Raw genomic sequence first — 26,095 nt, forward strand, 5'->3', positions numbered from 1 at the left:
AGTGCGTTCTGACACCGAATTGGCGAGGACCGACAAATGCCGTCGTCATTCCACATCAATGGTTAATTTCTGCCAGTCGGAAGTCACTTCCAGCGGCGACCCCGACGTCGCCCGGACCCGCCACCGGACCTGGTAGCCGTCCTGGAGCAGCCCGGCGGGCACGACGGCACTCAGCTCCTCCGGGGTGGCGCGCACACCGGGGATGCCGGTCCAGATCGGCCCGGTGCCCTGTTCCGGGACGTCCGGATCGTGTTCGACCTGGAACGTCACCTTCCAGACCCCGCCGTCCGGCTGGAAGACCACGGCGCGCAGTTCCGGGGTGAGGCTCGTCGTCACCCCGCCGGGGAGAGACGGGACGACCTCCGTCGAGCTGATCTCCGGTCGGGGGACGGTCACGACCCCGTACTTCCAGTCGGACCAGCCGGAAACCGTTCCGTGGTCGAGGTTGTGGGCGCGGCCCCGCCACCGGATCTGATGACCGTCCTGGAGCAGCCCCGCCGGGACACGCACCTGCGCCGGCGGTGTCCCCGGCACGGGCGAGGCCACCGTTCCCGTCCAGATCAGGCCCGTCCCCTGCGCTGGGGCGGCGGGGTCGTGCTCAAGCTGGAACTCCGCCGCGAGGGCGCCGCCGACCGGGTCGGACACGTAACCGCTGAAGGAGGGCCGCGCCGATCTCACGATGGTGCTGAGCCCCTTCTGGATCGAGGGCTGGACGCCGGTCTTCACCAGAGCGGGCGCGGAGTAGGCGTCCATGGTGATCGTGAGCACCGGCCTGTCGATCTCCTCGTTCTCGCTGGACGCGAGGATCCAGTAGCCGTCGCCGGTGATCTCGTCGGCGGGCTGGAGGACCAGGCCGTGGTCGGCCGCGCCGTCCCGCCACTCCTGGACGAGGTCGGTGACCGGCCAGGTCATGTGGTTGGGATAGATCGCGCACGGCTGGCCGGTGACCTGGGCGCCGTCGGGGGTCGACCCGGGCGTGTTGCCCCACCACAGGAAGTCCGGGTCCCAGGCCTCGGTGACCCGGCGGACCTCCAGGACGTTCCCGCCGTCGGGATCGCACCCCGGCGCGGCCGAGGCGGTGACGCGTAACGACGCCGAGAGGATCTCACCGGGCGGCAGCGACGCCGTGTCGAACTTCAGATAGGCGTGGCCCCGGGTGGAGTCGGGGAAGTCGCCGACCCCCAGGGACCCGCTGCCGGGCGAGGCCGGGTGTTCCTCGCTCCAGTTGCTGCCCGCGACGGCGACGTCGGCGACGGGGGTCAGGTGCAGGGTGATCTCGGTGGGGTCGTCGGCCGCCGCGGCGGGGGCGACGGCTAGGCCGGTCGCCAGCACGACGGTGACCAGCACGGGTAGTGCCCTCATCAGGCTCCTTGGGATGCGGAGATGATCAATGGCATCGCGCAAGGAAACTAACAAAATTCCTTACTGGACGAAATATCGACATTTTCCGTCACTTGTCAGAAATGGCCGATGGCCCGGGAGAAGTTTCCCGGGCCATCGGTGAGAACCGCTACTTCATGGGACGGCAGGGCGGCGTCTGGAAGACGACGCCGTCGAGGAAGTTGCCGAACGCGCCCCCGCCCGCCGACGAGACGGCCTGGAAGGAGAACCGCGTCGTGGTCTGGCCGGCCGGGACCGTGTACGTGCCGGTGTACTGCCGCCAGGCGGTGTTGTCGGTCGCGATGTTCGGCGAGGTGGCCCCGGTCGGGGTCTGCGCCACAGTCGCGCCGGGAGCGCCGATGAGCACCTGCATGACGTCGGTGCCCGCGCGGCCGCGGTGCCAGATCGACCAGCTCATGACGGTGCCCGGCACGGTCGGCACGTCCTGGTAGAGGGTCGACGGCTGGGTGGCGTTGAGCTCGGCGAACTGCTGGCCGTCGGCCGCGGGCACGCCCTGGTAGCCGCTGCGCCAGATCTCCAGGAACCCGTCGGAGGCGGTGGTGCGCCAGCCGGCGGCCGGGTTGGTGGACGCGTCGGGGATGTCCCAGCGGGCCGAGGTGACGGCCGGGGACTCGAAGCTGCTGTTGGCCAACCCGATCGGGTTGGTGACACAGGTGACCACGACGGTGACGACCGCGGTGCTGGTGCCGCACGGCGTGTCGATCGTGTAGGTGAAGGTGTCGGTGCCGCTCAGGCCGGTCGGCGGCGTGTAGAGGACGCCGTTGCCGGAGACCGTCGCGGTGCCGTAGGCGGGCTTCCCGACGGCGGTGATCGTCGCGCCCGCGCCGATGTCGTTGGCCAGCACCGGGATGGTGACGGCCGTGTCCTGCGGAGTGGTGGCGGTGTCATTGACGGCCGTCGTCGGCGAGATGGCCGCGCCGTTGACGATCTGGATCGGCGGGGCCTGGGTGTTGTTGCCGAGCTGGCCCGGGAAGGCGATGACGCTGCTGATGCCGCTCGGGCGGATGCTCATGCTCCGGCCGGCCGTGCCGGGCTTGACGCGGAAGGTGAGGACCTTCGCCGCGGGGTCGCTCTTGGCGCCCGACGTGATGGTCAGGGTGGTGCCGCTGATGGTGCCCGTGCCCGACTGGCCGATGACGTCGGCGCTGGCGAGCAGCGAGGAGATGTCCCAGCGCGTGGTGTACGTGGTCACGAGCAGCGGCCACTTGTTGGTGCGATGGCCCAGGCGGAGGGTGAAGGTCGAACCGGGCGCGATCTGGCCGCCCCACAGCGCGGGCGTGGTGTCCACGGCCACGTTGCCGGTGCCGAGCTGCATCCCGATGACGTTCTTCCAGTAGTAGTTCACCGGGTAGTTCGCCTGGCCCTGCCGTACACACTGAGCCGCTTTGGTCCGCAGGTCGGGGGCGGCCGAGGCGGTGCCCGAGACCGCCGACGCGGTCGCCAGGGTGAGCAGCGCGGCGGCGAGGGCGGACGTGCGGCGTGCTGACTTCAAGACGAGCTCCGTTCTCGTAGATCAACTCGACGGGAACGTTACTTCTCGCGTTCGCGACATCGCGCAAGGTGACACAACCAGTTGATCATGCCGTTACGCCTTGACGATCTCGCCATCACCTCCGGCTGCCTAAGGTGATGGACCGTTACCGATAGTGAAGAGGTGCCGCATGCCCGTCCCCGTCGTCCGAGGAGTTTCCGCACTGATCGCGACCGGTGCGCTGATCGCCGGCACGGCCGTGCCCGCGCTGGCCATCGACGGCCAGTGGCCGCCCCCGACGGGGAGACCCGGCGAGGCGGTCACGGTACGGGTGGACGGGTTCGGCTCCGGACTCGGTCTGATGAGACTGACGCTGCCGTGCGGCCCCCAGATCTGGGGTCACAAGGGTCACATTCCCGGCTACGTCACCTACAGCTTCCACGACGACCGGCGCAGCCTCACCGTCGCGGCCAATGCCCTGCACTCCCCCGACGACGCCCGCACCGACCAGGCCCTCAACCAGGCCCTGACCGCCCACTTCTGCCCTCCGGCGCGCCGGATCCGGTGAGCTGGGCGTGCAGGCGCCCGCACTCGTGGACGAAGCGGATCGTGCGGCGGCTCCTGGCGAACTCGGCGACGACCGGGATCTCCCCGCGTGCACCCGTCCACCGGGCCACATCGGTGGCGAAGGCGACCAGCTCGGTCTGGGGGGCGGTGATGCGCCGGCCTTCGCCGAGCAGCTCGGGCAGCATGGCGCTCAACATGCGCCACACCTCGTGGTGGCCGCCCGCCTCGGCCAGATCGGTCAGGGCCCTGATGACGGGCCGGGTCTCCAGCCAGGTGCTGCGGATCAGGCGGGCGAGCTGCCGGCCCACCGTCTCGGCGGGCAGGTCGCCCCGCGCGGCCATGCGCAGGACCAGCGGAATCGTCTCGGACGGCGCCGCGCCGAGCAGATAGGCGACGATCGTCGCCGTCGCCTCGCCCAGCGGGCCGTCGGCGGCGGCCATCCGGGAGACCTCGTTCTGGCCCACGTTCGTGGACCAGTAGCTGCGCAACGTGAAGGGCAGGAAGTTGACCGCCACGACCTCCCGATGGGACGGCACCATGGCGGGCCAGGCGCCCATCGCCCCGCCCTTCTCCTCGTCGGTCCAGTCGAACGGCTGCCGCAGCGCCACTTCGTCGATGAGCCGGACCCCGGTGGGCGCGGCCTGGAGCACCGGCGTCAGCCGGCCGCCACCCCCTTCGGCCGTGTGCGGCCAGGTGACGCCGCACTCCGGGTCGGGCAGGCCCTCCCCGGTCAGCCAGGTGGCGACCTGGCGCGCGGCGGCCGAGTCGATCGCGGCGGCACGTGCGGCTTCGACCGGGTGGCTGCCCCTCGGGAGCCGGAGCAGCGCCTGGGCCAGGTCGGCCTCCAGCGGCTCGCGGCCCGCGGCGGCACAGCGCTCCAGGCGGTCGACCAGCACGGCGGGGTCGAGGTGGCCGCGCAGCCAGGTCGGGGTCGCCAGCAGCACGGGCGGCAGGCTGCCGGCGCGGAGGGCGTCGAGGATCTCGGCGTATCGGTGCAGCAGGAAGTCGTGGAGCGGGGAGAGCGCGTTCGGGTGGGGTAGCAGGTGCTGCCGCCGCCACTCCTCGGCCTCGGGGAGCGGGTCGGGCTGGAAGGAGCGCCGCCGGGCCGGGAAGTAGATCACCGTCACGGCCGCACACGGCTCGTCGTCGCCCGGCGGAGGCACCGGGCCACCCGCGCGCATCGCCTCGATCCGGCCGGGATGGACGCCGAGCTCCGCCATGCGGCCGTAGACGCCGTCCATGACGAAGTCGGGCATCGCGTCCCCGGCGGCGGCGGCCTTCTCCTCGTCGTGATCGTCATGGATCCACGGCGGTTCGGCGACATCGACGACCGGTTCTTCGACGGGTTCTCCGTTGAGGGAGACCCAGCCGTTCGCGTAGGGGATCTTCTCGCCGTTCTCGCGGGCCTCGGCCGTGGACGGGCCGTCGTCGCTGGTCCAGGTGATGAAGATGGACCGCTCGGGGGCGTCGTCGTCCAGGTAGTGGCCCGGCCGTGCGCGTCCGTAGCTGAAGGTGATCCCCCGGTGCACCCGTTGCGGCAGCGCGATCGCCGCGCCACGGGTCACGGCGACCACCTGCGTCGAGTAGCTCTCGCCCTCCCAGAACCGCTCCGGCCCGAGCGGCGGCACCCTCGGCACGCTGCCCGGCGAGACCAGTTCGGCGGCCAGCGCCGTCTGCCACGCGCTGGGAGTGGTGCGCCGCTCGCCGTCCTGCCAGTAGCGGGACTGCTGCTCGACGTAGGGCGTGAGCCGGCGGCGCAGTTCGGCTGGGTCGGCGTGGATCCCGGCGACGAAGGCGGCCAGCCAGTGCTCCAGATGGACCCCCTCGTCGAGGCCGGAGGGGACGATCGACGACTCGGGGAACGGCTCGGCCTGCGGCGGTTCCGGGAGCGGCGGGAACTCCTTGCGCTCCGGCGCTTCCTCGACCGGGACCGGCCCGCCGAACCGCGTCGCCAGCGCGGAGCCGAGCTCGGCGGGCAGTTCGGGAATCGCCGCCAGGAACGCCTCGGCGTGATCCGCGAACGGACCGGCGTGCTTCAGGGTCAGCTCGGCCGCGCGGTTGCGCACGTCGAAGGACGCGTGCGCGTACGCCGTGGTCAGTGCGGTGACGAAGTCCTCCGCGCGCTCCGGGGCAGCCCGGATCGTCTGGTCCGTCCAGCGCAGACCCAGAGCGGCGAGCTTCGCCTCGGCGCGGAAGGTCAGCGCCTCCACCGCCTCGACCAGGTCGGCGTGGTCGAGCGGCAGCGCCCTGCGTATCTGCGCGGCGGCGAGTTCGGCGACCGGTCCCGGGGCCGACGGCAGCAACCGCAGGTAGTCGCGCACGCGGGGCGCCGACTCGGCGGGCGTGGGGTCGAGCAGCGTGTGCAGCCGGACGAAGAACCGCAGGTCCTGCGCGTCTCCACCGCGCAGGAACCGGCTCACGCACCCGTCGAGCGCCTTCTCCCTGGGCAGCTCGCGAACCGCGGCGGCCAGCCACCGGGTCGGCTCGGGCTCCAGCCTCTCCTCCCGCAGGGCGCGGCCCGCGCCGTCGGCGTCGAAGACGCGCGGCAGCAGAACCGGGAGCAGCGGATCGCCCTCGACGCCGGGCGCGGTCAGCCAGGCCGCCACCAGGGGGTCGTGGTCCGGCGGCGTCGCGCCGGACTCGCGGAGCAGCGCCACGGCCAGCGGCGCGAGGCGGTCGGCGGGCCGCCGGATCCGCTGGGCCAGCCGGACCGCGACGTCGCGCCGCCACTGCGGCGGCCGGGTGGCCGCCACCCGGCAGACCGTCGCGATGTCGAGCTCGGCCCAGCGGCGGTTGACGTCGCGGCTGGTCATCCAGGTCACGGCGGCGGCCGGGCCGGTGATGACGCCGATCCCGGCCAGCAGCAGCGTCCCGGCCAGGTCGTCGAGCAGCAGGCCGAGGTCCCAGGAGTCGAGGCCCCGCCGGGCGCGCAGTTCCTTGACGATGCCGGGCAGGTGCCCGCCCAGTTCGGCGCGCTCCTCCTCGGTGAGGGTGACGAGCCGGTCGGCCAGCCGGGTGACCGACTTGTCGGTGATCAGCTGGGAGATCTCCACGGCCTGCGTCGCTGAAGTCATGGCCGGGACTGTAGATCTCCCCACCGACAAACGCTCTCCACAGCGCGCAAGCTTTCTTGACACACAGCCTCTTTGTAAAGCTATAGTTTACGAGTGCAAGAAAAATTGACAGAGGCCCTGGAGGTCCTGAAAGCGCGCCTGGAGGCGATCCTCGCTTCACGTGTCCTGACGAGGAGCGACGACTGGGCCGACTCGATAGGGCGCGCCGTGAGCATGCAGGCCGCCGCCGACGACGTCGTGCGTGCCGTCGTGCAGCAGGCGCGCCAGAACGGCGCGACGTGGCAGGTCATCGGCGACGCGCTCGGCGTGACCCGGCAGGCGGCGTTCCAGCGCTACGGCAAGCCGATCGACCCGCGAACAGGAGAACCCATGAACACCACTCCCCTGCCCGGCGCGGCCGAACTGGCCGCCTCGGTGATCCAGGACCTCGCGTCCGGGCGATGGACGCGGGTCACCGAGCAGTTCGATCCGAGCATGCGCGACGGCCTGTCGGAGGACGCGCTCGCGGCGGCGTGGGCGCAGATCGTCGGCCTGTCGGGGGCTTTCGAGGGGCTCGGCGAGCCTGAGGTCACCCGGGCGGGCGACGTGACGATCACGAACACGCCGCTCGCGCTGGAGGCGGGCGACTACACGGCCCGGATCGTGTTCCGCGACGACCGCACCATCGCCGGTCTGCACATCCTCGAAAGGCAGGCGCCATGACCGTCGAAACGCCGGGCGGATCCCGCATGACCAGCCGCGACGTGCGCGCCGTGGGCGTGTTCACCGCCCTGGCGGTCGCGCTGGCCTGGCTCGTCGCGCTCCCGCTCTGGTGGGGCGACGGACTCGCCAGCCGATGGTTCACCCTCGTGGCCGCCGCCATGATGGCGACCCCGGCGATCGCCGCCCTCGTCGTCGTGTTCCTCGTCGAGCGGCCACGGCACAAGACGCTGACGCTCGGGCTGTGGCCGCTGCGACCGGTCAGGAGCCTGATCGGCTACGCGGTGCTGGGGATCGTCGTGTCCATCGCGCTCGTCCTGGTTGCGCTGCCGATCGGCGCGCTGCTGGGGGTCTACCCGGCCGATTTCGTGAACTTCTCCGCATTCCGGCAGGTCCTCGCCGAGCAGGCGGGAGCGGCCGAGATCCCGATCCCGATCGGCGCGCTCGTCGTCATCCAGCTCGCCGTGCTCCCCTTGGCGGCGTTCATCAACCTCATCCCGGCGCTGGGCGAGGAACTCGGGTGGCGGGGGTGGCTGCTGCCGAAACTGATGCCGCTCGGCACGCTCCCCGCCCTCCTGATCTCGGGCGTGATCTGGGGCCTCTGGCACGCGCCGCTCGTCCTGCTCGGCTACAACTACCCGGACGCGCCGGGCTGGCTCGGCCTGACCGCGATGGTCGGCATGTGCGTCCTGGTCGGCGCGGTCTTCGGCTGGCTGCGGCTCCGATCGGGCTCGGTGTGGCCCGCCGCCCTGGCGCATGCCGCCTTCAACGCGGCGGGCGGCACCTACCTGCTCTTCGCCAGGGCCGGAGAGCAGGTCGACACCACGCAGGCGACGATCCTCGGCTGGAGCGGCTGGATCGTGCCGCTCGCCCTCGTCGTGATCCTGCTCGCCAAGGGACAGTTCGCCCCGCGAGCTCTCGGGATCAGTGCTGAACCGGCTCCCAGCGGCCCGTCTTCATCGACCGGTAGCACGCGTCGATGATCCGGTTGACGACCACGCCGTCGTCGAAGGTCTCCAGCGGCGTCTCGCCCGCCGCGAAGCAGTCGACGAAGTGCCGCATCTGCTGGGAGAAGCCGTAGGCCCTGGTCTCCTCCGGCACCGGGTAGACCCAGCCGGTGTCCGCGTCGGCCTTCTCCACCAGGTAGCCGACGGGCTGGGTGATGAAGCCCCACACGGGCGTCGAGGCGGTGTCGGTGACCAGGCGGCCGGCGCTGCCGACGAACTCGTGGCGCAGCTGCATGCCGCCCTTCTCCACCCACGACGACTCGATCGAGGCGACCTGGCCACCGGCGAACTTCAGCAGCGCGATGGCGGTGTCCTCACCGGTGGTCTTGTCCTGGTGGGCCAGCGTCGCGCCCCACGCGAAGACCTCGACGACCGGGTTGTCCTTGCCGAAGAAGTGCCGGGCCGACTCGACCGTGTGGCAGCCCATGTCCAGCAGCGCGCCGCCGCCCGCCGTCTCGGCGTCCCAGAAGTGGGGGGCGTGCGGGCCTGAGTGGCCCTCGCGGGCGCGCATCCAGAGCACGTCGCCGATGCCGCCCGCCTCGACGATCTCGTGGGCCTTGGCGATGTTGGGCGAGAAGACCGAGCTCTCGGCGTAGCCGTGCCAGATGCCGGCCTCGGTCACCACCTTGAGGATCTCCTCGGCCTCCGGGCCGGTCCGCGCGAGCGGCTTGGTGCACACGACGCCCTTGCCAGCGGCGGCCACGTGGCGCACCGCCTCCAGATGCACCTCGTTCGGCAGCGCGACGACGACGAGGTCCACGGCCGGGTCCTCGCAGAGCGCCTGCATGGTCTCGTGTGGTCTCGTGTTGCGTCCGGGCCGGGCGGCGAAAGCGGCGGCCCGCTCGGGGGATCGGGAGTAGTGCGCGACGAGCTCCGCACCCTTCACGTCGTCGAGTGCGTCGGCATAGCACTCGCTGATAAACCCTGCACCGAGCAGGCCGACACCGATCATCTGGTCCTCCGGACGCGGTTCCAGGCGGCAAAGGGCACGCCGTGGATCGAAAGGTAGCATCACCGCAAACCAAAGCAATACCTCTTGTTACCACGCAGGTCATCTGTGTACGCTGCCGCATCAGGCGCTGGCCTCCGGGGGAGCAAGCGATCAAAACAAAAGTGAGAGGCAACCCCATGCATGCAATACGTGCATCCGTTGCGTTGGTCGCGGCGGCGGCCGCCGTCCTGACCTCGGCCTGCGCGCCGTCGGCGACACCCGTGACCACCGGTGGCGGAACTTCCGCCCCGGCCGCCGCCGGCGAGAAGACCGTGCTGACACTGGGAAGCTGGCGTACCGAGGACCTGGCGATGTGGGAGGACGAGATCCTCCCCGCCTTCGAGAAGTCCCACCCGAACATCAGCGTGAAGTTCGCCGCGACCAACACCAACGAGTACAACGCGGCCATCCAGTCGCAGGTGGACGGCGGCACCGGCCCCGACCTCATCACCTGCCGCCCCTACGACGTCAACCGCTCGTGGATCAAGAAGGGCTACTTCGAGAAGCTCGACGGCAAGCCGATGCTGGAGGCGTTCGAGCCGCTGGCCCTCGACCCGTGGTCGGACGACGCGGGCAGCCGCTACTGCCTGCCGACGGCCGCCGTGCTGGCCGGCTTCTACTACAACAAGGACATCTTCGCCGAGCTCGGTCTCCAGGTGCCGACCACCCAGGAAGAGTTCCTGGCCGTGCTCAAGAAGATCAAGGACAACGGCAAGTACACGCCGCTCGCGGTCGGCTCGTCGGAGTCGTGGCAGCTGGCGTACAACGGCCTCTACAGCATCGGCCCGGTCTACTGGAAGGGCGAGGAGGGCCGGCAGGGCCTCATCAAGGGCACCAAGAAGGTCACCGACCCCGACTTCCAGAAGGCCTTCGACGCGTTCGCCGCGTGGAAGCCCTACCTGCCCAAGGGCTTCGAGAGCCTGAAGTACCCGGACATGACGCAGCTGTTCACCCTCGGCAAGGCCGCGATCCTGCCCGACGGCTCCTGGAACATCAACCAGGTCGCCGTCGACGGCCTCAACGTCGGCGTCTTCGGCCCGCCGACCGACGTCGCGGGCGGCGACCGCTACCTCCAGGAGATGCCCGACATGGCCATCGGCGTCAGCGCGGCCAGCAAGAACAAGGCCGCCGCCGAGGAGTTCCTGGCCTGGACCGCCACCCCCGAGTTCCTGGAGCTGTACGTCAACAAGCTGCCCGGCTTCTTCTCGATGGCCAAGCAGCCCGTGACGTACACCAACCCGCTCGCGCAGGCGTTCGCCGACCTGAAGAACGGCGCCAAGCTCACCCCGCGCCTCGGCCTCGACCGGCTCAGCGCCGGCACTCCCCCGTTCGACGACGAGGTGTGGCGCGTGCTCCAGCTCATGCTCAACGAGGACCTCAGCACGCAGAAGGCGACCGAGGAACTCCAGAAGGGCCTGGCCAGCTGGTACACGCCACAGCAGTGACACCCGTGCCGGGCCCCCGTGGCGGGGCCCGGCACGACTCCGCGATTTGGAGAGGCACCTCTTGAACCGGGCCCACTACCGCTACTTCCTCGCCTTCACCCTGCCCGCGCTCGCGGTCTACGTGGTGTTCGCGGCGCTCCCGCTGGTGAACTCCATCTGGTACAGCCTGTACGACACCGACTCGGGCGTCGCCAGGTTCGTCGGCCTGGAGAACTACGTCTACCTGTTCACCAACCCGACGACCAGCGAGCGTTTCTGGAACGCGCTGACCAACAACCTGGAGTTCTTCGCCATCCACCTGCTCGTGGAGGTGCCGCTCGGCCTGCTGCTGGCCGCGCTGCTCACCTCCGGCAGGCTGCGCCGGTCGACGGGCGTCTACCGGACGTTGTTGTTCATCCCGACCACGCTGTCGGTGGTGATCGTCGGCTTCGTGTGGCGGCTCATCATCAACCCGCTGTGGGGCCTGGTCGACTTCCCGCTCCTCGGCGACGAGCGCACCGCGCTGCCGACCATCTCGCTGATGTCGGTCTGGCAGTACGTCGGCATCCCCATGATCTTCCTGTACGCCGCCCTGCTGGCCGTCCCCAACGACGTGCTGGAGGCCGCCCGGGTCGAGGGGTCGGGCGCCTGGTCGACGTTCTGGCGGGTGAAGTTCCCGCTGATCGCACCGCAGTTCGGGCTGATCGCGATCCTGACGTACATCTGGACCTTCAACGGGTTCGACCTCGTCTTCGCCCTGAACGGCTCGGCCCCCGGGCCCAACTACAGCACCGACATCCTCGGCACGCTGTTCTACCGCACCTTCTTCGGATCGAGCGGGCAACTCTCCGACCTCGACCTGGGCGCGACCGTTGCGAGCGTGATCTTCCTGATCATCCTGGTCGTCACCGCCGCCTACTTCGGGCTGCTGCACCGCCGTCTCAGGAGTTACGAACTTTGAAAAGCAACCGAGACCGCGCCGGGTCGCTCGTGACGCACGCGCTGCTGATCTTCTTCGCGCTGCTCGCGGTCGCGCCCATCCTGGTGATCGTGGTCAACTCGTTCAAGACCACGCCGGGCATCTTCGGCCAGCCGTTCGCGCTGCCGAACGCCGAGACCTTCAGCCTCGGCGGCTACGAGCGGGTGTTCACGCGCGGGCAGTTCGTCACCAACTACGGCAACAGCCTCATCGTCACGGTCGGGGCCACGGTGGCCACGCTGGTGCTGGCGACGCTGGCGGCCTTCGCGCTGACCGAGTATAAGGTGCGGTTCGCCCCGCTCGTGGGCGGGTTCTTCGTGCTGGGCATCATGCTGCCGATCCGCCTGGGCACCGTGCCGATCATCAAGACGATGATCTCCTGGCAGCTCATGGACACGTTGACGGCGCTGGTGCTGGTCTACACGGCGATGAGCCTGCCGCTGGCGATCGCGCTGCTGATGACGTACTTCAAGGCGGTGCCGGGCGCGATCAAGGAGGCCGCGCGCATCGACGGCGCGGGCGAGCTGCGCACCCTGTCGATCACCCTGCCGATGGTCCGGCCTGGCTTGGCGGCGGTGGCGTCGGTGACGATGCTGCCGATCTGGAACGACCTGTGGTTCCCGCTCATCCTCGCGCCGAGCAAGGAGAACCAGACGGTGACGCTCGGCGTGCAGCAGTTCGTGGGGCAGTTCCTCAACGACTACCCGGCGCTGCTCGGCGCGCTCACGCTGGGCGCGGTGCCGCTGATCGTGCTGTTCGTGGTGTTCTCGCGGCAGTTCATCCAGGGCCTGAGCGCGGGCATCGGCAAGTGAGAAGGTCAGCGCTGGAAGCTGGTGCGCAGCCGGTAGCGGTCGCCCCGGTAGCAGACCATCGAGGAGAACAGCGGGGTGTCGTTGGCGCCGTAGACGAGCTGGCGCATCACCAGCACCGGCTTGCCGACCTCCAGCTGGAGGTGGCCCGCCAGGTAGTCGTCGGACTCGCGGGCCTCGATGGTGGCGTTGGCGCGGGCCGGGTGGAGGCCGACGGAGGCGATCTGCTCGTAGAGGGAACCGGCGGTGAAGTCGAGCTCGGCGAAGCCGGGGACCAGCTCGGCCGGGATCCGGGTCAGGTCGAGGGCGGTCGGCACGCCGTTGAGCAGGCGCACCCGCTCCAGCACGAACAGCGGGGTGCCCGGCGCGATGGACAGCTGCTCGGCCTCGTCGAGGTCGGCCGGCACCACCTCGTGGCGCAGCACCGTCGAGCTGGGCGTCAGGCCCATCTGGCGGGCGGTCTCGGTGAACGACTCCAGGCTGTTGGGCCACTCGCGGGCGGGCGCTCCGGCGCTCGGCGCGACATACCAGCCGCGGCCGTGGGAGGGGCTGAGGATGCCCTCTTCGACCAGGGTGCGCAGCGCCTTGCGCAGGGTGACGCGGCTGATGCCGAGCCGCTCGCACAGCTCGCGCTCGGGGGGCAGCCGGCCGCCCGGCTTGAGCATGCCGGTGCCCAGCTGCTCCTTGATGAGGTTCACCGCCTGGATCCACAGCGGCTCGGGGTGATCGGCGTGGATCGACGGCGACGTCGGGGCGTTCACGCTCGCATTATCGCGGAACCACCCTCCGGTACGCAAACCACAGAAGACCAGATGAGTCCTGGTTTATCCCGGCCGGATATCCCGACAAACCTGTAGTCACCGGCATGATCAGGCAGATCCGTCTGCCGTTACGGTCACCCGAATCCAGCCTTTCGGTATCTCTGCGTCCGTATTGGTATGGCGTGGTACACACTTTGGTACTAATCTGGTTATGAGAGGAGTCATCGTGAGGGAACACAGCACACTCCGCGCCGAGGAGATATCGGCGGCGCGCGAGATCCTCGTCCGCGAGGGCCTGCTGAACGAGACGACCCACGTGTCGTACCTGGGCCTGAAGGAGCAGGACAAGCGCAAGCCGGCGGGGGCGCGCGAGTTGCGGGCGATGCTCGTCGACATGGCCGACGGCCGCTCCCACGACGTGGTGGTCCGCCCGTCGGACGGCGCGCTGGTGTCGTTGACCGAGCTCGACCCGGCGGTCGACGGCCAGGTGCCGGTCATCATGCTGGAGTTCGCGATGGTCGAGGCGATCGTGCACGCTGACGAGCGCTGGCTCGCGGCCATGCGCCGGCGCGGCCTGACCGACCTGTCGAAGCTGCGCGTGCAGCCGCTGTCGGCGGGCCGGGCGATGACCGAGGACGAGCGGGGCCGCCGCCTCCAGCGCACCCTGACCTTCCTGCAGAAGGACGAGCACGACCTGCCCTGGGCCCACCCGGTCGACGGCGTCGTCGCCTACGTGGACGTCATCGAGAAGACGGTCGTCGAGGTGCTCGACAACGCCGTCCTGGACGTCCCGCAGGAGGACGGCAACTTCCACCTCGCCTCCTATGTCGGCGAGACCAGGCAGGGCCTCAAGCCGATCGAGATCACCCAGCCGCACGGCCCCAGCTTCACCATCGACGACGACCAGGTGCTCGACTGGCTCGGCTGGAAGGTCCAGGTCTGCTTCGACTCGCGCGAGGGCCTGGTGCTGCGCGACCTGTCGATCAACGACCGCAGGGTCGTCGACCGCGCCTCCATCGCCGAGATGGTCGTCCCGTACGCCGACCCCAGCCCCCAGCGCTGGTTCCAGACCTTCTTCGACGGCGGCGAGTACCTGCTCGGCAACTTCGCCAACTCCCTCAAGCTCGGCTGCGACTGCCTCGGCGAGATCACCTACCTGGACGCCGTGGTCGCCGACAACGCGGGCAACCCGCGCGTGATCCCCCAGGCGATCTGCATCCACGAGGAGGACGCCGGGGTGCTGTGGAAGCACACCTCCCACTTCACCAACTCCAGCGAGGTGCGCCGCAACCGCCGCCTGGTGATCTCCTTCTTCGTCACCGTGGGCAACTACGACTACGGCTTCTACTGGTACCTCTACCTCGACGGCACGATCGAGCTGGAGGTCAAGGCCACCGGCGTCGTGTTCACCTCGGGCCACCCGAACCCCGGCGGCGACTACGCCTACGCCACCGAAGTCGCCCCCGGCCTCGGCGCCCCGCACCACCAGCACCTGTTCAGCGCCCGCCTGGAGATGGCCGTCGACGGCCCCGCCAACTACGTCGAGGAGATCGACGCGGTGGCCGTGCCGCGCGGCCCGGAGAACCCGACCGGCACCGGCATCACCCAGCGGGTCACCCGCCTGCGCCGGGAGAGCGACGCCCCCCGCCTGGCCGACGGCCGGAGCGGCCGGGTCTGGCGCGTGGCCAACCCCGAGGTGCGGAACCGCCTCGGCAGGGACGTCGCCTACGTGCTGCACCCCGAAGGCATGCCGGTCCTGCTGGCCGACGCCGAGTCCGACCTGTACGGCCGGGCCGTCTTCGCCTCGGGCCACCTGTGGGTCACCGCGTACGACCCCACCGAGCTCTATCCGGCCGGTGACCTGGTCAACCAGCATCCCGGCGGGGCGGGCATGCCCGCCTGGGTCGCCGCCGACCGCGACATCGACGGCGCGCCGATCGTGCTCTGGCACACCTTCGGCATGACGCACTTCCCGCGCCCGGAGGACTGGCCGGTCATGCCGGTGGACACCACCGGTTTCAAGCTCAAGCCATCCGGCTTCTTCGGCCGCAACCCGACGCTGGACATCCCGGCGTCCGGCGGCGCCACGCACTGCCATTCGTGACTCATCGATATCTGGGGAAAGCATGTCAACGCCGAAAGAAGGTCACATCTCCTTCGCGTCCGCGCGGGCCGGTCAGGCCGCCGCGCTGCGGACCGCGATCGAGCGGCTGAGCAGGGACGTCACGGTCCGGCAGGCCGAGGGCTGGTTCCGGGGAGATGGCCCGATCTTCGTCGCCATCGGGGCCAGCCACGCCGCCGCCTGCGCGCCGGTCTGGACGCTGCGCAGCCGGGGCGTGCACTCCTGGCGGCTGAGCGCGGGCGACCACCCGCTGCCGTTCCCGCGCAGCGCCCACCCGCTGGTCGCGGTGTCGCAGAGCGGGCGCAGCAGCGAGACGCTGGCCGTGCTCGGCACGGTCGACCCCGATCTGCGGTACGCGGTCACCAACGCCGCCCCCTCGCCGATCGCCGACCTGGCCGGGCGCGGCGTGTCGCTGGGCGGCATCCCCGACAGCTACGCCTCGACGATCGGCTACACCGCGACCGTCGTCGCCCTCGGGATGATCGCCGAGGCGTGGGACGGCGGCACGGTCGACCCGACGTGGTCGCTGCTGCCGGGCCACGTCGACGCGTTGGAGAGCGCCCTGGCCGAGCGGGCCGGGGAGCTGGCCGCGCCGTTCGCCGCCTCCCGGGCCGGTGACTTCGTGGGCGGCGGGCCCTCCGCCGGTTCGGCCGAGGCCGGGGCGCTGCTGTTCCGCGAGACGGTCCGGCTGCCCGCCGCCGCGATGAGCACCCGCCAGTACCTGCACGGCGCGATGGAGTCGGCGGGCGACACCGTGCACGTGCTGTTCGGCGACGACCGCGAGCTCACCCTGGCCCGCACGCTGGCCGCCGCGAACCACCCAGTGATCCTGGTGACCTCCGCCGACGTCGAGCCCGGACCCTCCTTGCAGGTGGTCCGCCTGCCGTCGGTGTCGCCGAACCAGCGGGCGGTGCTGGAGGCGTTCGTGCTCCAGGCGCTCGTCGCCCGGACGGCCGAGGACGCCGGCGTCGACATCGAGGAGTTCGTGTTCGACAACGCCGACACGAAGGTCGGGGCGGCCCTGTGACGGTATTCGCCGGGCTGGACATCGGCGGCACCAAGACCCACCTGCGGTTCGAGACCTCCGACGGCCGGGTGCTGGCCGACGTGGTCGACCCGACCGACACCTGGTCGGCCACGCCCGTCGACGAGGCGGCCCGCTGGATCGCCGGCCTGGTCGAGCGGCACCGACCGGCGGACGCCACGCTCGGCGCGATCGCCGTGGGCGCGCAGGGCTGCGACGACGAGCACCACTGCGCCGAGTTGTCCCGCGCGCTGTCGTCGGCGGCCGGGGTGCCGGCCGCGGTCACCAACGACGCCGCGCTGCTGGTCCCGGCGGCCGGGCTGACCTCGGGCATCGGCGTGATCGCCGGCACCGGCTCGATCGCCGTGGCGGTGCGGCCCGGCGGCGGGCTGATGTTCGCCGGCGGCTGGGGCTGGGTCATCGGCGACGAGGGCAGCGCGCCCGCCCTGGTCAGGGAGGCCGTGCGGGCCGCGCTGACCAGGAACGACACCGGCGACGGCGGCGACGTGCTGCTGGCGCTGCTGATCGAGGCGTTCGGCGTGCCCGGCGCGGTCGGGCTGGCCCGCAGCGTCAACGACATCCCGACGGCCGAGCACTGGGCGCCGAAGGCCCCGGCCGTCTTCGCCGCAGCCGCCCGTGGTTCGGCCGACGCGCGCGCCGTCATCCGGGCGGGCGCCGAGAGCCTGGCCCGCCTGGTCGGCGTGCTGGCCGCCCGGGGCGCGGGCGTCACCGACGTGGTCGCGGCGGGCGGGGTCATGACGGGCCAGCCCGACCTGTACGCGGCCTTCCGCGACGCGGTCACCCGGGACCATCCGGGGCTGACCGTCCATCTGCTGAGCGAACCCCCTGTCACCGGCTCGGTCGCGCTCGCCCGGCGTCTCCAACCTGAGGAGCAGACATGAATTCAAGGGACAAATCGACCGGTGAGACGCTCGGCTCGGTGACCGAGTCGACGGTCTCCGACGTCGACGCCGCGGTCGGCCGGGCCGCCGCCGCCCAGCCCGCCTGGGCCGCGCTCCCCTACACCGACCGCGCCGCCGCGCTGCGCACGGCCGCCGCCCGGCTTGAGTCCAGGGCGGCGGAGGTGCGCGACCTGATCGTGCGCGAGACGGGGTGCATCCCCGGCAAGGCCGACTACGAGATCGGCGCCGCCGGCGGCGAACTCCACGCCGCCGCCGCGCTGGCCGCCCGGCCCGTCGGCGAGGTGCTGCCCTCCAACCACGCGGGCCGCTTCAGCCTGGCCGAACGCCTCCCCCTCGGCGTCGTCGCCGCGATCACGCCGTGGAACTTCCCGCTGGTCCTGGGCATGCGGGTGGTCGCGCCCGCGCTCGCCCTGGGCAACACGGTCGTGCTGAAGCCGTCGCCGGAGACCCCGCTGAGCGGCGGCTCGCTGTTCGCCGACCTGTTCGACGGCGACGTGCTCCAGATCGTGCAGGGCGGTCCCGAAGTCGGCGAACGCCTGGTCACCCACCCCGACACCGCGATGGTGCACTTCACCGGCTCCACCACGGTCGGCCGTGCCATCGCCGCCCAGGCGGGCGGCCTGCTGAAGAAGGTGTCGCTGGAGCTGGGCGGCAACAACGCCCTGGTCGTCCTGGACGACGCCGACCTGGAGCAGGCGGCGATGATCGGCGCCTGGTCCAGCTTCCACTACCAGGGCCAGACGTGCATCACGGCCGGACGCCACATCGTCCAGGCCGGGATCGCCGACGCCTACGTCGCCGAGCTGACCCGGCGGGCGGCGGCCATCAAGGTCGGCGACCCGTTCACCGAGGCCGTCGGCCTCGGCCCGATGATCAACGAGCGCCAGTTCACCCGGGCGGCGGAGATGCTGTCGGAGGCCGTGGCGGCGGGCGCGTCGGTGCTCACCGGAGGACCCGGCGAGCCCCCCTTCTTCCGCCCCGCCGTGGTGACCTCGGTCGACCCGGGCACGCGGCTCTGGCGGGAGGAGATCTTCGCCCCGGTCGCGCCCGTGCTGGTCGTGGCCGACGAGGAGGAGGCGATCCGGGTCGTCAACGACACCGAGTACGGCCTGGTCAACTCGGTCGTGACGGCCGACCTGCGGCGCGGCCTGGCGGTGGCCCGCCGGTTGCGCGGCGGCATGGTCCACGTCAACGACGCGACCCCGCAGGACGAGGCGGGCGTCCCGTTCGGCGGGATCGGCCAGTCGGGCCTGGGCGGCCGGTCGGGCGGCGACGACAACCTGGAGGAGTTCACCACCCGGCGCTGGCTGACCACGACGGACCTGCCGGTGCACTACCCGTACTGACCCTGCCGGGGGGAGGACCGCCGGTCCTCCCCCCGACACCGACCCACATCATGACCGCCGCATCCGTGCCGAGGGCCCTTACCCTGCGGCGGAGTGACGCGGAAGACTGTGGTGGCATGAGCCTCGACATCGCGCGGGTTCGCGCGCTTTATCCTGCCCTCTCTGACGGATACGCCTGGCTGGACGCCGCCGCCGGCACCCAGGTCCCCCGGCCGGTGATCGACGCCATCGCCGCCGCCTACGCCGAGGGCATCGGCAACACGCACGGCGCGTTCCCGGCCAGCGCGCGGTCGGACGCGATCGTCGCGCGGGCGCGGCAGGCCGTGGCGGACCTGGTCGGCGGTGACGCGGGTGGCGTGGTGCTCGGTCCGAACATGACCACGTTGACCTACCGGTTCGCGTACGCCCTGGCGAAGGACTGGGGGCCGGGCGACGAGATCGTGGTGTCCCGGCTTGACCATGACGCGAACGTCCGCCCCTGGGTGCAGGCCGCCGAGCGGGCCGGGGCCCGAGTCCGGTGGGCGGCCGTCGAGGTGCCGAGCGGGGAGCTGCCCGCCGAGCAGTACGACGAACTGGTGACCGACCGGACGAGACTGGTCGCGGTCACGGCGGCCAGCAACATCCTGGGCACCATGCCCGACGTCCGGCGGATCACCGACCGGGCCCATGCCGTCGGCGCGCTGACCTACGTCGACGGCGTGCACGCCACCCCGCACACCCCGATCGACATGGTCGCCCTCGGCGCGGACTTCTACGCCACCAGCGCCTACAAGTGGTCCGGGCCGCACATCGGCGCCGTCACCGCCCGCCCCGAACTGCTCGGACGCCTCTCGCCCGACAAGCTCGCCTCCTCTCCGGCGGAGGTCCCGGACCGGTTCGAGACGGGCACGCTGCCCTTCGCCGACCTGGCGGGGGTGGCCGCCGCGGTCGACCACCTGGCCGGGCTCGACCCGGACGCGACCGGCACCCGGCGGGAACGGCTGCTCGCCTCGATGACGGCGGTCGAGGCCCACGAGCAGGCCGAGCTCGCCCACCTGCTCAAGGGGCTGTCCGCGCTGCCCGGTGTCGGTCTGGTCGGCTCGCCCCGGCGGCGTACGGCCACCGCGTTCTTCACCGTCGCCGGGCACACCCCGCGCCAGGTGGCCGAGCATCTGGCCGCCCGCCAGGTCAACGTGTGGGACGGGCACTGTTACGCCTGGGAGCTCACCCAGGCCTTCGGCATCCGCGACAACGGGTCGGGCGTCCGGGCCGGGCTGGTCCACTACAACGACCGATCAGACGTGGACCGCCTGCTCAACGCACTGGAAGACCTGACCACCTGACGGTTCGATCGAGTGCCGCCCGGCCGGCGGGTCCCCAGTTCGGCTTCCCGCCGGGAAGGCCGCGATCCCCGTTCTGCCCCATGAGCATCAGGAAGAGGCTCTTCAGGGCGGCCAGCCCGCGCGCTCGCCGGACCGCCGCCTCGTCCGCCTGCGCGTACGTGGCGAAGAACTGTGAGGCCGTGCCCTCGGGCAGCAGCACCCAGGCGGCGGCGAGGTCCCACGCCGGGTCGCCGGCGAACAGGTCGCCGAAGTCGACGATGCCCGAGAGGGTGCCGCCGGAGACGACGACGTTCGCGGGGTGGAGGTCGCCGTGCACCCACACGGGCGGGCCCTCCCACGCGGGGGCCGCGACCGCGTCGTCCCAGACGGCCCGCACGTCGGCGGCGACGTCGTCAGGGGCGACGGCCTGGAGGAAGTACTCGAAGCCGTCCGTGCAGTTCCGGGGATGGGCGCCGCGGTCCGTGGCGGTCGGCGCCTCGGCGGGCGCCTTCACATGGAGCGCCCGGAGGAAGCCCGCCAGCGTGTCGGCCGCGTGGGCACCCCGGCTGATCGAGCCGTGGTCCAGCGGCTCGCCGGGAACCCACGTCATCACGGTCCAGTGCTTGGGGAAGCGCTCGGAGGGTTCGCCGAACCGCACGGGGGTCGGCACCGGGAGCGGCAGGCGCGGGGCCAGAACCGGTAGCCACCGCCGCTCCTTGAGCTGAAGCTCCGGGGTCGGGTCCATGCGCTGCATGCGCACGGCCAATTCGTCCCCGAGGCGCCACATGTGGTTGCCCCAGCCGCCCGCCACCTCGCGGACGGCCAGCTCCGCGAGGTCGGGATGTTGCTCCAGCAGCAGGTCACGGACCAGGTCGGCGGTTATCTCGAGATCAGGTCCAGTCATGCGATGTCACGATAGCGAGGCCGGCGCTCACCCTCCGGCGAAGTGGCCATGGGGGTGCGGATCACCGAGTCTCGAAGTGCTGATCTTCGGGACGGACCCCGTTCCCGCCCGCCGACCAGGTGATCGACGAGCGCGACCGGTGAACCTCGATCTCGTCACATGTCCAGGGTGAGCTTTTGCCAGTCCGACCAGCCCGTCTGGAACGGCCCGCCGTACGCGCCCACCCGCCAGCGGACCTGCAGGCCGCCTTCGACGAGGCCGTCGGGGACGGTCACCACCGCCTGGCCGCCCGAGGGAACGTCCAAGACGGTCTTCTCCCAGATCAGGCCGGTTCCCTGGAGCGGCGCGTCCGGGTCGTAGGCCATCTGGAACACCACCCGCGTCGAGTCGAGCAGCGGATGCGTCACCGTGGCCCGCAGTTCGGGGGTCAGGCCCAGGCTCACCGTCGAACTCTCGCTCTCATACGACGGGACGACCTCGCGGGCGGTGATCTGGGAGACGTCGGCGGCCACGGTCCCTGCGTTCCACGCCGACCAGCCGGAGACGGTGCCCGCCGTCACGTTGTGGGCGCGGACCCGCCAGCGGATGTGCCAGCCATCGTCCAGCAGCCCCGCGGGCACGACCACCGACGGCCTGCCGAAGCTGGACACCGGGGCGGTGGTGGTGGTCCAGATCTGCCCGCTGCCCTGATCGGGGACGCCGGGATCGTGCTCGACCTCGAAGTCGGCGGTCAGAGTGCCACCGGCGGGGTCGACAACCTGCGTTTGGAGGCGGGGCGTCAACCCGGCCACCCAGGTGTCGGCGCCGTCCTCGTGAGTCGCGATGGACGACGCTCTCGTGGACGGAGCGGAGGGCACGTCCATGGTGACCGTGAGAACGGGCACGACGTCGAGCGGGTTGATCCACGAGGCGAAGGTCCAGAGCCCGTCGTCGGTGCTCTCGTCCGGAGACTGGAGCACCAGTCCGTGGTTCTCCGCGCCACCGGCCCAGGCGTTGACGATGTCCGTGACCGGCCACTCCACCTTGTCGGGGTGGACCGAGCACTGCTGGGCGGCGATCTGGGCGTCTTCGCCGGTCGAGGCGGGCTGATTGCCCCAGTGGAGGAAGTCGTCGGACCAGGGTCCGGTGACGCGGCGCACCTGGACGCCCTCCCCCACCTCGGGCCCGCAGGCCGGCAATCGGATGCCGCGTGGATCGGGGAGACCGCCTCAATCCACGCGGATCAGAGGAGAATCACATGTCAATCTCCGGGCGTCGCAGGAACGTCATCAGAGTGGATGCGTACCGGGAGGTGCCGCCCAGGTTCGGGTGAAACGACTGTGCCGACAGACCGAGGGTGAACCAGGGGTTGTCAGGGATGCGGAGCGGAGGGTTCTCACCCTGCGTATAGGTGAGGACAGGTCCATTGATTCCCGGCAAACTGCCGCACAGCGCATTGCCCTCGAAGGAGGTCCTCGGGTCGACGAACCACACCTTCGGCCGGTTCACGTGCTGTGTCCTGAGGTGGGTCGTCATCAGTTCCAATCTCTCAGCCAGTTCGTCGGCCATGTCGTTGAGCCAGAGCGCCTCACCCAGGCTGATCCCCGCCGTCGCGTCGACCCGGATGCCGGTTTCGGGATCCCACAACTTGATCGGGAAGGAGCGCAGGCAACTCCCGAGGTTCGACAACAGGCGCGGATAACCCATCAGCGCGATCGTGGCGTTGGGCGCCTTCTGGTTGATCTGGAGCAGGACCCGCTCCACCGAGGGCAGCACCCTGCTGCCGAACTTCTCCGGCATCGCCTCCGACAGAGGTTTGCTGTCGCCGGGCATGGTGGTGCCCTGGCAGTCGGCGGTGACGGTCTTGGCGCAGTACTCCATCACCTCCGTCCATCCGGCGTCGTTGCCGCCGATCGACATGGTGACCAGGGTGGTGTTGTCGTCGAGGAATCCGGCCTCCAGCTGAGGGATCTCATTGTTGCCGCGCTGGCTTCTGGACTCCTCGTCCCACGCGTTGCGGGTGCCGTACGACAGGAGGTTCTCGGTTTGGGCCCCTGAGCAGGCCACCATGTGGAAGTCCAGGTTGTTGTCGAGGTTCTCCTCGCGTGAGCCGATGAGCCACTCGGGCTGGTCCTTCAAAGTGGCCTTGCGGGGCCAGGCCCATTTCGAGCGGTGGCAGCCGTTCGCCTGGGCGCTGTCCCTGCCGTCGGAGTCGGTCTCACGGTCGTAGTCCATGCCGGTGGCCATGTCGGTGGCGGCGCCCTCACCCGAGGTGAAGGAGTCGCCGAACGCGACGACGAAGTTGTCGGGCTTCCTGCTCAGAGGCTGGATCGCGACGGCGTCCCAGGCCACGTTGTGCACGCCCGACAGGTGGGCACGGCCCTCGCCGTCGTGTGTCAGGTTGCTCAGGCTGATCTCCGGGGTGCCGTTGAACCGGAACACGCCCAGCGACACCCAGCGGTGCCGCTGCTGGCGCCAGTGGGATTTGGCGTTGATGGTGCGCTGGGCGGTGCGCCCGTCGCCCATCTTGATCGTGTACGTGGCCTGCTGGGTCTTCGAACCGTGGTCGGGTACGTGGACCAGCACACGTGCCCACTTGTTGGTGAGCCCGAAGTTCAGCCGCCACGTCCCGGTGAAGCGGAAGTCCTGCTGGGTCTGGCCGTTATAGGAGTGACCGAACCAGAAGTGGCCGTTGAAGCCGCCGCCGAGCTGGTGGAAGTCGATCTTCGATACGTAGCCGCGTGAGCTGTCGGCGAAATCGAAGCTGAAGGTGCCCTGGTTGGTGAACGGCCGTGGCGAGCACCCGCGCGGGGACGACACGTCGGCCGGCACGTCGTCGATGATGTAGGAGCCGCTGGGTACGCCGGTCAGGGAACAGTTGGACTTGAACCAGGCGTTCCAGTCGGCCGGTTCGGCCGCTCCCGGGTTGTACCGGATCGACTCCTGGCCGCAGGAGACGTACTGGGTGCCGGTGATGTCCCCGGGGATGGTGCCCAGGCAGCTCGGCTTGTAGGTGGCCGACCTGTTCCACCAGCAGCGGCTGCCGGCGTCCAGGCACGGATTGGCCTGGGAGGGGTCGCAGCGGTTGGTGGTGTTGCAGAACAACGATCGCGGAGGCTTCACGTTGGTACGGAAGTATTTGTCGGTCCACCACGCCTGCGCGTAGCCCGGCTCCCAGGTTCCGGCGAACGGGTCCTCCTTGATGATCGGGAATGCGGCCCAGCCCATCACCTTCTCCGGGTAGGGCCATTCCTCCGGTTTGGCGGCGTCGGCGGGTGAGCCTTCCCCGTTGAAACCGTTGAGGAAGGGTGTGCGGTTGGCACGGTATTCCGGGTTGATCGGGTTGTTGAACCAGCCCAGGCCCCAGTTGCCGTTCGCATCGGTACAGCTCGGCGAGGGCAGGCAGCCGGTCGTGTTGCCGTATTCGGCGTCACGGGGTTGCACACCGGAGTTGTAGGCCCACAGCGCGGCGAACCAGTTCTCGATCCACTTGGGATTGCCGCTGTTCATCCGGATGCCCTGCGACCAGGTGTGGTTGTACTTGTCTTCCAGGATGCGCAGACCGGCGGCGATGTTGGTGGCGTAGTCGACGGCGATCGCCTGCTTCTGCGTGGGGGTGCGGGAGGTGCTCTCCGTGCGCATGCCGTCGGTCACCTGGGAGACGCCGTAGCCGCAGTCGGACTTGTCCCAGCGGACCACCCAGGAGTCGCCGGCGTCCTCGTCGGCCAGGCCGTAGAAGTTGCCGACCAACGGGTTGCCGTACACCCCCTCCAGAGCCCGCGGCGAGGCCTGCCACATGTTCGATTCCTGCGCGAGCACACCCAGCAGGATCTGCACCGGCACCCGCTGGTCGGCACCTGTGCCGGTGACCAGGCCGAGCCGGGGATACATGCCCTGGGGCGCCCACGCGGGCAGCCCCGACGACTTCCATCCGGCGGGGCGCACTGTCGTCAGGGCGCCTTGAACGGCCAGGTTGGCCGCCCACTCGACCTGCGTCCAATGGGGCTGGTAGACCTGCGTGGCCGAGGAGTTCCGGGCCACCGCGCAACCTCGGTCGGGGTCGACGGGGGTGCCGCCGTACGGGCCACCCATGGTCCTCGCCCTCGACTCGGCGCTGTGGAGAGCCTTCCCGCGTGCGGGACTGGGGGCCAGACCGCCGGCGATGCGGTCGGTGGCGGCCGAACTCGGCGTGAGGGTGAAGTCGAACCGTTTCCCGTCACGCGTCAACGTCGCGGTCACCCCCAACGAACGTGCGCTGCCCGGCTCGACCGGGTCCGTCGGCGCCACCGTACGGCCCTGGGCGTCCTTCTCCACGGTCGGGCTCAGCACGGCCTCGCCCAGCGTGGACACCTGCGCCTGCGCGGACGCCTTGAGCCGCCGCACGCTGGGGGGCAGGACCCCGGTGCGGGTGGGTTCGCCCAGCAGGAAGACCCGGCCCTCGGTGCCCGAGGCGAGATCCAGACCGGTCAGCGGCCCGCGTGCCAGTTCGCTGACCCGGCCTGCTCTGACGTACTTGGCCACGCCGGTGGTGTCGCCGTGAGCCTCCAGGAACGCCACCCCGCCGTCGGTGTCGGCGCGCAAAGAGTAGGGCGGGCCATGGGTGGCGGCCAGGGTCCGGCGGCTGCCGGTGGCGTCGATCTCCTCCAGCCCGCCCGATCCGGCCGCGACCACCCTGCCCCCAACCGGGACGGCGGAGGTGACCTGCCCGTCGACCTCGTGGGCGCGGGTCTGACGGCCGGTGGCCGCGTCGTACACCAGCAGTCGGGTGCGGCCCAGGTCGGTGGCGCCCGACTGGGTGAGCACCGCTGACTCGCCGGTCCCGCAGCCGGGGTTGTAGTAGGCCAGTGAGACGGTCTTGTCGAGTTTGCGTACCAGGCCGGAGGCGAGGTCGACCGTGGCGGCGAAACCGCCCCGGCTGAAGAGACGTTCCCGGTTGGCGAACTGGCGCGGCGCGTAGACGACGACCGCGTTTCTGCCGGAACCGGTCAGACACGCGTTGCCGATCCACCGGTCGGTCTCGAATCCGGGCTCGGCGAGCGTGGCGGCCGTTCGCCATGAGTAGCCCGACTTGGCGTCCGCGACCATGAGGTGGAAACCCGTCGTGTCGCCCCACGTCGTCCACAACACGTCGTCCGACGGGCTTTTCACCGGAATCGATGGTGCGACGGAAACCGAAGGCGCAGGGGAAGGGGAATGGGCCGCCGAAGGAGCGGAGACGACTGCGGTGAGTGCGAGAGGTGTCACCAGGGCGAGCAAACCGGCCACGCGACGCGCGAATGAGGGCATTGCGACATCCAGTCAATGAGACGTCGG

Annotated in this window: 19 protein-coding genes; 11 read left to right on the forward strand and 8 right to left on the reverse strand. The window is 70.7% G+C overall.

Translation table 11 applies throughout. From position 1 onward, the window contains the following. Positions 1–45: 45 nt before the first annotated feature. Both AW270_RS25335 and AW270_RS25340 read right to left on the reverse strand, forming a co-directional pair. The gene (locus tag AW270_RS25335) at positions 46–1,362 is read right to left on the reverse strand and encodes a DNRLRE domain-containing protein (protein WP_157522595.1); all 1,317 of its coding nucleotides are present in this window, start codon (positions 1,360–1,362) and stop codon (positions 46–48) included. 148 nt (positions 1,363–1,510) lie between these two features. Further along, positions 1,511–2,893 carry an Ig-like domain-containing protein gene (locus tag AW270_RS25340; protein WP_061298243.1) on the reverse strand — a complete coding sequence of 461 codons (1,383 nt, stop codon included), beginning with the start codon at positions 2,891–2,893 and terminating at the stop codon, positions 1,511–1,513. A 169-nt stretch (positions 2,894–3,062) separates the two neighbouring features. Here AW270_RS25340 and AW270_RS25345 point away from each other — a divergent pair, with 169 nt between their 5' ends. After that, positions 3,063–3,440: a serine hydrolase domain-containing protein gene (locus AW270_RS25345; RefSeq protein WP_061298246.1), complete on the forward strand. Its 378-nt coding sequence runs from the start codon at positions 3,063–3,065 to the stop codon at positions 3,438–3,440. On the opposite strand, the gene AW270_RS25350 is transcribed toward AW270_RS25345, so the two are convergent. After that, positions 3,388–6,513 carry a DUF7824 domain-containing protein gene (locus AW270_RS25350; RefSeq protein WP_157522598.1) on the reverse strand — a complete coding sequence of 1,042 codons (3,126 nt, stop codon included), beginning with the start codon at positions 6,511–6,513 and terminating at the stop codon, positions 3,388–3,390. The two genes, AW270_RS25345 and AW270_RS25350, sit on opposite strands and share 53 nt — an antisense overlap. Before the next feature lie 138 nt (positions 6,514–6,651). Between AW270_RS25350 and AW270_RS25355 the strand changes: the two genes are divergently transcribed. Next, positions 6,652–7,215, forward strand: a complete 564-nt coding sequence (locus AW270_RS25355; protein WP_061298417.1) for a DUF3887 domain-containing protein — start codon at positions 6,652–6,654, stop codon at positions 7,213–7,215. A gap of 26 nt (positions 7,216–7,241) precedes the next feature. Beyond that, positions 7,242–8,195 carry a CPBP family intramembrane glutamic endopeptidase gene (locus AW270_RS25360; protein WP_082801835.1) on the forward strand — a complete coding sequence of 318 codons (954 nt, stop codon included), beginning with the start codon at positions 7,242–7,244 and terminating at the stop codon, positions 8,193–8,195. Here AW270_RS25360 and AW270_RS25365 read toward each other — a convergent pair. Continuing rightward, positions 8,137–9,171: a Gfo/Idh/MocA family protein gene (locus AW270_RS25365; protein ID WP_061298253.1), complete on the reverse strand. Its 1,035-nt coding sequence runs from the start codon at positions 9,169–9,171 to the stop codon at positions 8,137–8,139. The genes AW270_RS25360 and AW270_RS25365 overlap by 59 nt on opposite strands. A 176-nt stretch (positions 9,172–9,347) precedes the next feature. Between AW270_RS25365 and AW270_RS25370 the strand changes: the two genes are divergently transcribed. The 3 genes from AW270_RS25370 (at position 9,348) to AW270_RS25380 (ending at position 12,425) form a co-directional block, all read left to right on the forward strand. Beyond that, complete coding sequence (locus AW270_RS25370; RefSeq protein WP_082801827.1) at positions 9,348–10,655, forward strand: ABC transporter substrate-binding protein; 1,308 nt, start codon at positions 9,348–9,350, stop codon at positions 10,653–10,655. Positions 10,656–10,716: 61 nt separating this feature from the next. Beyond that, complete coding sequence (locus AW270_RS25375; RefSeq protein WP_061298258.1) at positions 10,717–11,595, forward strand: carbohydrate ABC transporter permease; 879 nt, start codon at positions 10,717–10,719, stop codon at positions 11,593–11,595. Then, positions 11,592–12,425, forward strand: a complete 834-nt coding sequence (locus AW270_RS25380; protein WP_061298261.1) for a carbohydrate ABC transporter permease — start codon at positions 11,592–11,594, stop codon at positions 12,423–12,425. The genes AW270_RS25375 and AW270_RS25380 overlap by 4 nt, the downstream gene beginning before the upstream one ends. Positions 12,426–12,430: 5 nt before the next feature. Here the strand turns inward: AW270_RS25380 and AW270_RS25385 are convergent, their stop codons facing one another. Further along, positions 12,431–13,183 carry a GntR family transcriptional regulator gene (locus AW270_RS25385; RefSeq protein WP_061298264.1) on the reverse strand — a complete coding sequence of 251 codons (753 nt, stop codon included), beginning with the start codon at positions 13,181–13,183 and terminating at the stop codon, positions 12,431–12,433. Positions 13,184–13,409: 226 nt separating this feature from the next. On the opposite strand from AW270_RS25385, the gene AW270_RS25390 reads away from it, so the two are divergent. From AW270_RS25390 to AW270_RS25410, 5 genes are all read left to right on the forward strand, one after another. After that, entirely contained in the window at positions 13,410–15,287 is a 1,878-nt protein-coding gene (locus AW270_RS25390) for a primary-amine oxidase (RefSeq protein WP_245674846.1), read from the forward strand. A 22-nt stretch (positions 15,288–15,309) separates the two neighbouring features. Then, positions 15,310–16,332: an SIS domain-containing protein gene (locus AW270_RS25395; RefSeq protein ID WP_061298270.1), complete on the forward strand. Its 1,023-nt coding sequence runs from the start codon at positions 15,310–15,312 to the stop codon at positions 16,330–16,332. Continuing rightward, complete coding sequence (locus AW270_RS25400) at positions 16,329–17,231, forward strand: BadF/BadG/BcrA/BcrD ATPase family protein (protein ID WP_063819331.1); 903 nt, start codon at positions 16,329–16,331, stop codon at positions 17,229–17,231. Before AW270_RS25395 ends, AW270_RS25400 begins: the two co-directional genes overlap by 4 nt. Next, positions 17,228–18,598, forward strand: coding sequence for an aldehyde dehydrogenase family protein (locus AW270_RS25405; RefSeq protein ID WP_061298275.1), 1,371 nt, complete (start codon positions 17,228–17,230; stop codon positions 18,596–18,598). Before AW270_RS25400 ends, AW270_RS25405 begins: the two co-directional genes overlap by 4 nt. A 116-nt stretch (positions 18,599–18,714) precedes the next feature. Then, positions 18,715–19,920, forward strand: a complete 1,206-nt coding sequence (locus AW270_RS25410; RefSeq protein ID WP_061298279.1) for a cysteine desulfurase-like protein — start codon at positions 18,715–18,717, stop codon at positions 19,918–19,920. Here AW270_RS25410 and AW270_RS25415 read toward each other — a convergent pair. The 3 genes from AW270_RS25415 to AW270_RS25425 form a co-directional block, all read right to left on the reverse strand. Continuing rightward, positions 19,892–20,803, reverse strand: a complete 912-nt coding sequence (locus AW270_RS25415; RefSeq protein WP_061298283.1) for an aminoglycoside phosphotransferase family protein — start codon at positions 20,801–20,803, stop codon at positions 19,892–19,894. The genes AW270_RS25410 and AW270_RS25415 overlap by 29 nt on opposite strands. Positions 20,804–20,958: 155 nt before the next feature. Further along, positions 20,959–21,942 carry a DNRLRE domain-containing protein gene (locus tag AW270_RS25420; protein ID WP_169807378.1) on the reverse strand — a complete coding sequence of 328 codons (984 nt, stop codon included), beginning with the start codon at positions 21,940–21,942 and terminating at the stop codon, positions 20,959–20,961. A 94-nt stretch (positions 21,943–22,036) separates the two neighbouring features. Then, a complete protein-coding gene (locus AW270_RS25425) occupies positions 22,037–25,930 on the reverse strand; it encodes an SGNH/GDSL hydrolase family protein (RefSeq protein WP_157522603.1) in 3,894 nt (1,297 codons plus the stop codon). Positions 25,931–26,095 lie beyond the last annotated feature (165 nt).

This window comes from Herbidospora cretacea (assembly GCF_001570605.1).
GTDB lineage: Bacteria > Actinomycetota > Actinomycetes > Streptosporangiales > Streptosporangiaceae > Herbidospora > Herbidospora cretacea.